This window comes from Aquiflexum sp. (genome assembly GCF_041751335.1).
Classification (GTDB): domain Bacteria; phylum Bacteroidota; class Bacteroidia; order Cytophagales; family Cyclobacteriaceae; genus Aquiflexum.
The window spans coordinates 1-7,328 of record NZ_JBGSXS010000398.1 but is presented as its reverse complement, the minus strand read 5'-3'; the positions used below and the strand labels follow the sequence as shown (position 1 = coordinate 7,328).

Here is a 7,328-nt window from a genome sequence, read left to right as displayed (position 1 = left end):
CCCACAGAAAAGAAAGGATCTGTGCAAATCTGAGTAATCTGTGAGAACTCATTTTTTTGATGCGGTCTGTTTTATTTCTCACAGATAGCACAGAAACCCACAGAAAGGAAAGGATCTGAGTAAATCTGAGTAATCTGTGAGAACTCATTTTTTTGATGCGGTCTGTTTTATTTCTCACAGATGGCACAGATTACCACAGATAAAAGAAAAATATCCACCCAAATAAAAGGAATCTGAAAACGCTTTAGTATTTTACCTCTTGAATCAAACAATAAACCCCAACCTATGAAGCCCAAAATATGGAACCTTATCGTGCTTGCTGTATTGTTCATTACAGTAGGCTCTTTTGTCTTTATTTTCAGGGAAAACAAACGCAGCCCGGAACTATTGAACATCCCCTATGTTTTTTGGACAGGGTTTTTAGTGACAGCTTTAATTGTATTGGCCACCTATTTGGGTTCAAGATTTTTTCCTTATCATGATACCAAAGAACAATGACAGGCTGGCTGATATTTTTCTTCGCCATATTCTTGGCTTCCTTGGCCTATGCATCCTACAAGTCATACCGAAAGGACAGGACTTCTGATGAATTCATTTTTGCAGGTTCCAATATTGGAGCCATTCTCGGTTTCCTGACCTTTTCGGCAGCTTTGTTCAGTGCTTTTACCTTTATGGGCATGCCTGATTTCTTTAGGGTTCATGGGGTAGGGGCTTGGATCTTTCTTGGATTTTCAGATGCCCTGATGGTGTTTTTCCTGATCTGGTTTGGATACAAGTTGCGACAAAGGGCTACGATTAGAGGTTATAAAGGTGTCGCCGGATTGATGAAAACCTGTTATGACAGCAACTTTGCCGGTTACCTGATATTTGCCAGTGCCTTTATCTTTTTGATCCCTTATGTGGCCATTCAGATTCGGGGAATTTCCATCTTTTTGAATGCCGCCTTTCCCGATTTCCTACCGGATTGGACCTGGTCCGCGATCATGGTTGGGATTATGCTGACCTATGCGGCAATAGGAGGATTAAAGGCCATCATGTACAGTGATGCGATCCAAGGTGTGATTCTGTTAACTGTGATTTGGATCATTGGTGCGGCCTGTATGGAAATGAGTGGAGGACTTCAAAACGCCATGGCTATAGTAGCCGATCGCAACCCATCTTTGACTTCTTTACCTGGTCCTAAAGGCCTGTTCAGTTCCCAATTCCTGATTGCCTCAGCCATAGCTATTGTATTAATACCTGTTTCCCAACCCCAGTTTACCACAAGGTTGGTCGTGATGAAAGACTTGAAATCAGTACGTAAAATGGCTTATGCCGTGGGGATCTTTGCCATTTTGGTCATTCTACCGACTGCTGCCATAGGATTATATGGGGCGGTAAAATATCCTAATGCCAGCACTGCTGAATTTCTTTCCCAAGCCTTGTTATTTGATCAGGCAGTACCGGTAGCGGCTTTGGCAGTAGTGGGCCTGTTTGCAGCCTGTCTTTCCACTACCAATGCCCAGATTTTTGCTTTGGGAACAGAACTCCGGTCACTCTTAACAGGCTCGGATAGACGAATCATGCGGATTACCAAAAGTTCTGTTTTTGTGTTTTCCATGATCGTATTGGTGTTTTCTACTTACATGAGTGATGAACTTGTTTTGTTGGCAAGGGTAAGTTTTACGGGTACTTCCATGGTAGCTCCGGCGATTTTGGGTGCGGTGATTTTCGCAAAGCCGCCGAAAGAACTTCTCTGGCTTTCTTTTCTGGCACTGCTATATTTTATATTTTCAATTATTGAATTGGTACCAGATCAGTTTTGGGGATGGAATCTTGATTTCTTCCTCTATTGTGTGCTGTTTGTGCTGACAGCATTTATCATGATCAGGCATCAACTCGAAGTAAACCGAAACCAATGAAACTTGACCATAGCATAGAACAATCCATCAATGAAATCAACCTAAACCGTTTTTGGGAACTTTCCAGGCAAAAAATCCTGATGATAGAAGAGTCATTTGATACGGCCAAAGGAGCTCCCGTTTTTACCGAAAAAGGAAAGTACGTCACCCGAGGTTGGACGGAATGGACTCAGGGATTTCAGTTTGGATCTGCTTTACTCCAATTTGATGCAACAGGGGAGGAAGAGTTTCTACATCTTGGGAGGGGAAATACTTTGCATAAAATGACACCCCACCTCACCCATACAGGGGTTCATGACCATGGTTTTAACAATGTCAGTACCTATGGCACCTTATTGAGGATGATTGAGGAAGGTAAATTGGATACCTCAAATTGGGAAAAAGAGTATTACAAACTTGCCATTAAAGTCAGTGGGGCAGTACAGGCGTTGAGGTGGACGAACATCCCAAGTGGAGGATATATGTATTCTTTCAACGGCCCACATTCTCTTTTTGTAGATACCATCAGAACCTGCAGAGCGGTCATTCTTTCCCATATGCTCGGGCATGTGCTTCAAGGCGAGAATGATAAAAAGATCAACCTCTTGCAAAGGGCTATCCAACATTTTCTGGCGACGGTAAAATATTCCATTTACTATGGAGAAGGCCGCGATGAATATGATATTCCAGGCAGGACTGCCCATGAAATCATTTTCAATACCAATGATGGCAATTACCGCTGCCCCAACTCCCAACAGGGCTATACGGGTTTCAGTACATGGACAAGAGGATTGGCTTGGGCTATTAGTGGTTTGGGGGAGACTCTAGAAATATTGAATCGACTTCCCGAAGAGGATTATGCAGTGATCATTTCGAAAGAAGAATTGACCCAAACCCTTGAGAAAGCGGCCTTAGCCACTTCAGATTTTTACTTAAAGCATACACCTACAGATGGCATTCCTTATTGGGATACCGGAGCTCCTCAACTTTATCAAATGGGGGATTACCTTAACAAGCCTTCAGATCCATTTAATGCCTTTGAACCTGTAGACAGTTCAGCGGCATGTATTACTGCCCAAGGGTTGCTCAGGATTGGGAATTGGTTACAATCAAAAGATAAATTAAAGGCTGAAAAATACTTAAAAGCAGGTTATCAGATCGCAAAAGGTTTGTTCCAAGAACCCTATCTTTCCACTGTCCCTGATCATCAGGGTCTGATTCTTCATTCCATTTACCACAGACCAAACGGTTGGGACTATACACCTGAGAAAGGGAAAGTCCCTTTTGGGGAATCCTCTATGTGGGGAGATTACCATGCAAGGGAATTGGCCTTGTTGATTCAAAGAAATATTCAAGAAGAAAAATATTACAGTTACTTTAACTGCATCGCACAATGAGTGAAGGGAAAAACAAACCTAAATACAACAGGATTGCCCAACTGAAAACCTTGGAGCAGTTTAAAGAATATCTGTTCAAGGAGGGGATAAATCTTCCGCTGCCAAATCAACCTTTGTCGGGGAAGCAGACACCACTTTCAAAAGGACATAGACTTCGTTCGGGTAGATTGATAGGCAATTCATTTTGTATCCTGCCCATGGAAGGTTGGGATGGTACTACCGATGGAAAACCTTCAGAACATACTTTAAGACGGTGGAGTAATTTTGCCCGTAGTGGGGCCAAGTTGCTTTGGGGCTGTGAGGCAGTGGCTGTACGGCATGACGGAAGGGCCAATCCTCACCAATTGCTGCTCAATGAAGAAAACCTGAAAGACTTTGAGGGCCTTTACAATTTGTTGATGAGTGAACATCAAGACGCATTTGGTAGCACCGACGATTTTTTAGTAGGCTTGCAACTGACGCATTCAGGAAGGTTTTCCAAACCCAATCATCAGGATAAGATGGAGCCAAAGATACTTTACCCCCATCCTTTTTTGAATCAGAAATTTGGGCTTCCCGAAGACTATCCTGTTATGACAGATGCAGAGATCAAGACGTTGGTGGATGATTATGTGAAGGCAGCTGTGTTGGCACAAAAGGCAGGTTTCCATTTTGTAGATATCAAACATTGCCATGGATATTTGGGACATGAATTTTTGAGTGCAGTACAGAGAGAGGGGGATTATGGTATGAGTATGGAAAATCGGAGCCGATTTCTGAGAGAGGTAGTGAATGGAATAAGGGCCAAAGCACCGGGCTTGGACATAGGGGTGAGGGTAAGCATATTTGATTGGATGCCATTTCAAAAAAGTGAGGATGGAACGGGTGTGCCTTCCATGAAATCACCTTATCCTTTTGCTTTTGGTTCGGATTCCTCAGGAGTAAACATCAATCTTTTGGAGCCATATGATTTTCTTAAAATCCTACAAAAACTTGACATTGAATTGGTCTGTACCACAGCAGGCAGTCCATATTACAATCCACACATCCAAAGACCCGCACTTTTCCCTCCTTCAGATGGTTACCTCCCTCCTGAAGATCCGCTTCATGGCGTAGCCAGGCAGATAGATGTTACGGGAAAAATCAAAAAAGCCTTTTCCGATTTTTATGTGGTAGGTTCAGCGTATTCTTATTTGCAGGAATGGTTGCCTATGGTGGCGCAAGAAGTGTTGCTCAGAGGATTGGCAGATTCCATAGGTTTGGGCAGGATGGTGTTGAGTTATCCGGAGTTGCCGGATGATGTACTTAGTGGAAAAGGGTTGAAAAGGCAAAAGCTTTGCAGGACTTTTTCCGATTGTACCACAGCACCTCGAAACGGGATGATTTCAGGTTGCTTTCCCTTGGATCCATATTACAAGCAGATGGAAATACACGAAGAACTTAAAAAAATCAAAGAGTCATGAGGCCTGTTGCATTGGTGACCGGAGGAACAAGAGGAATTGGCTTGGGCATCGCGCTACAGCTTGCTGTCAATGGATATGATCTTATTTTGAACGGGGTGAGGGAGGAGGTCGAAGTGAAACCTGTCCTGGAAAATCTCCGAGCAATTGGCGTGGAGGTTTACTATGCAAAGGGGAACATAGCTTTGGAAGCTGACCGAATAGGAATAATCGAAACATCGAAAAGGCGATTTGGGAAACTGAATGTTTTGGTCAATAATGCCGGGGTGGCCCCAAGAGTCAGGGCAGATATTTTGGAAGTTACCCCTGAAGATTTTGATGAATTGATGGTTATCAACCTGAGAGGAACTTTTTTTCTGACACAATCTATTGCCCTTTGGATGCAGGAACAAAAGCAGGAAAACCCAGGTGATGTCTTTTCCATCATTCATATCACTTCCATATCGGCAGTATTGGCATCCATCAACCGTGCTGCATATTGCATTTCTAAGGCAGGCTTGTCCATGTTTTCAAAATTGATGGCAGTCAGGATGGCCGAACATGATATTCCTGTCTATGAAGTCCGACCTGGAGTAATTGCAACTGATATGACTGAAAAAGTCAAATATGTTTATGGGGAAAGGATTCAGAATGGATTAACATTGGAAAAACGAATTGGATTACCGGAAGACGTGGGGAAAGTGGTGGCTGCCCTTGCCAAAGGTGATTTGCCCTATGCAACAGGACAAGTGATCACTGTGGATGGTGGGTTGACGGTAGAGCGGTTGTGATTGGGGATTATGTGGTTTTTCCCTCCTTGGAAAAAATCTCTGCTGTGCGGTACACAAAAACTTGTCTTTGATTAAGTTAGAATAGCAGTAAAAAGAAAGCTACACTGGCAAAGAATAAGCTTCTAAATAAAATTCTATGAAAGCATTTACTAGTTCAATATGCATTTCGGTTGTTATTTTGATGTTTTCCTGCATGCAAAAAGAAACTATCAGACCGAATGTTTTATTTCTTTTTGCTGATGACCAAAGGGCAGATGCCCTGAGTATATCCGGTAACAAACATATCCAAACCCCCAATATTGACCAATTGGCCAAGGAGGGTAGTTATTTTACCAATGCGTATGTAATGGGAGGACACCATGGTGCCATATGCGCCCCGAGCAGGGCAATGCTCTTGAGCGGTAAAAGTCTATTTCATGTCTATGACCGTCTCAAGGATGTGGAGACCATGCCGATGCGGTTTGGCAATCATGGCTATGTAACTTTTGGAACAGGAAAATGGCATAATGAAAAAGAAGCCTTTGAAGCTTCCTTTCAACAGGGGAGCCATGTTTTTTTAGGAGGAATGGCAGATCATTTCAATGTTGCGGTCAGGGAACTTTCTGAAGAAGGCATTCTTTCAGAACCAACTAAAAGGGGATTTTCAACTGATCTTTTTGCGGATGCAGCGATCAATTTTATTGGAGAATATGCTGCCTCCGGTCAGGAAAAACCTTTCTTCTGTTACGTTTCCTTTACCGTACCCCACGACCCATATTCTCCCGCATCGGAATATATTGGTAAGTACCGGGAAGATTCACTCCCATTGCCTGCTAATTACATGCCTTATCATCCATTTGTTTTTGATAACATGACAGTAAGGGATGAGAATCTTACCTCATGGCCAAGAAAACCGGAGGTTATCCGATCTATTTTGTCTGATTATTATGCTTTGATCTACCATTTGGATGATCGTATAGGAGATATTGTAGACATATTGAAAAAGAACGGGCTATATGACAACACCATCATTGTGTATGCTGCCGATAACGGACTCGCTGTGGGCAGTCATGGATTGTTGGGCAAGCAGAATCTTTACGAACACAGTACCAAAGTCCCGGTCATACTCAAAGGGCCGGGAATTCCCGAAAATGAGCAGTTTGATGCATTTGTTTACCTGTATGATTTATATCCAACTTTAGCCGAATTGGCAGGAGTTCCACCTCCGGAGGGCGTTGATGGGTACAGCTTGGTAGATATTTTAAACGGTACCGTTGATGAAATTAGATCTTCCTTATTTACCGCCTACCGCCATACTGTACGGGCAGTGAGGGATAAGGAATGGAAACTGATCAGATATCCTGAGCGGGATTATATCCAACTTTTCAACTTGTCCTCTGATCCACACGAAATGATAAATCTAGCCGATGATAGGCAATATGACACCAAAACAGAGGAGTTAATGGCTTTATTAAAAGATTGGCAACGACAATCCGGAGATACTGCTAAATTGACAGCATCCAATATACTGCCCATGGAATATGATCCGGAGTCATTGGTTAGAAAACCTGACCAATGGCAACCGCCTTATACACTTGAAAAGTACTTTGATGAAAAGAAGTAATTAAGTTTTTTGTTTTTCTAGGATTAAAAAAACAACAAACAGCTTTGGTCTAATAAATCTCCTTAATTTTTTCCCCGATATACTGCATGGCCATGGGGTAGGTTTCTATGCCATGCCCTACATTTTGAAAGGTCTTGATGTCTTTCAGCGGTTTGATGTGTTTTTTGGCATTTTCAATGGATTTTTGATATGGGAATAATAAGTCTTTGTCACCGAGAAGGAGGTAAGTGTCCGCTTTT

6 protein-coding genes and 1 pseudogene are annotated in these 7,328 nt (G+C 42.6%); 6 read left to right on the top strand and 1 reads right to left on the bottom strand.

Features of this window, described 5'->3' with window-relative positions; genetic code table 11:
• The first annotated feature begins 285 nt into the window (after window positions 1-285).
• The 6 genes from ACEW8U_RS21475 to ACEW8U_RS21450 all read left to right on the top strand — a co-directional run bounded on the left by ACEW8U_RS21475 (window position 286) and on the right by ACEW8U_RS21450 (window position 7,089).
• Window positions 286-498, top strand: a complete 213-nt coding sequence (locus ACEW8U_RS21475) for a hypothetical protein (protein WP_373524104.1) — start codon at window positions 286-288, stop codon at window positions 496-498.
• The gene (locus ACEW8U_RS21470) at window positions 495-1,901 is read left to right on the top strand and encodes a sodium:solute symporter family protein (protein WP_373524103.1); all 1,407 of its coding nucleotides are present in this window, start codon (window positions 495-497) and stop codon (window positions 1,899-1,901) included. Before ACEW8U_RS21475 ends, ACEW8U_RS21470 begins: the two co-directional genes overlap by 4 nt.
• Window positions 1,898-3,277 carry a glycosyl hydrolase gene (locus ACEW8U_RS21465; protein ID WP_373524102.1) on the top strand — a complete coding sequence of 460 codons (1,380 nt, stop codon included), beginning with the start codon at window positions 1,898-1,900 and terminating at the stop codon, window positions 3,275-3,277. Before ACEW8U_RS21470 ends, ACEW8U_RS21465 begins: the two co-directional genes overlap by 4 nt.
• Entirely contained in the window at window positions 3,274-4,719 is a 1,446-nt protein-coding gene (locus ACEW8U_RS21460; RefSeq protein ID WP_373524101.1) for an NADH:flavin oxidoreductase, read from the top strand. Before ACEW8U_RS21465 ends, ACEW8U_RS21460 begins: the two co-directional genes overlap by 4 nt.
• Window positions 4,716-5,486, top strand: a complete 771-nt coding sequence (locus tag ACEW8U_RS21455; RefSeq protein WP_373524100.1) for a 3-ketoacyl-ACP reductase — start codon at window positions 4,716-4,718, stop codon at window positions 5,484-5,486. Before ACEW8U_RS21460 ends, ACEW8U_RS21455 begins: the two co-directional genes overlap by 4 nt.
• Window positions 5,487-5,622: 136 nt before the next feature.
• Window positions 5,623-7,089 carry a sulfatase-like hydrolase/transferase gene (locus ACEW8U_RS21450; RefSeq protein ID WP_373524099.1) on the top strand — a complete coding sequence of 489 codons (1,467 nt, stop codon included), beginning with the start codon at window positions 5,623-5,625 and terminating at the stop codon, window positions 7,087-7,089.
• Window positions 7,090-7,138: 49 nt separating this feature from the next.
• Here the strand turns inward: ACEW8U_RS21450 and ACEW8U_RS21445 are convergent.
• Window positions 7,139-7,328, bottom strand: a pseudogene (locus tag ACEW8U_RS21445) (alpha/beta hydrolase); the annotation flags it as partial.

Coding starts and splice junctions, on each gene's coding strand:
- ACEW8U_RS21470 (WP_373524103.1), top strand. CDS start 495: ATGACAGGCTGGCTGATATTTTTCTTCGCCATATTCTTGGCTTCCTTG.
- ACEW8U_RS21460 (WP_373524101.1), top strand. CDS start 3,274: ATGAGTGAAGGGAAAAACAAACCTAAATACAACAGGATTGCCCAACTG.
- ACEW8U_RS21455 (WP_373524100.1), top strand. CDS start 4,716: ATGAGGCCTGTTGCATTGGTGACCGGAGGAACAAGAGGAATTGGCTTG.
- ACEW8U_RS21450 (WP_373524099.1), top strand. CDS start 5,623: ATGAAAGCATTTACTAGTTCAATATGCATTTCGGTTGTTATTTTGATG.
- ACEW8U_RS21465 (WP_373524102.1), top strand. CDS start 1,898: ATGAAACTTGACCATAGCATAGAACAATCCATCAATGAAATCAACCTA.
- ACEW8U_RS21475 (WP_373524104.1), top strand. CDS start 286: ATGAAGCCCAAAATATGGAACCTTATCGTGCTTGCTGTATTGTTCATT.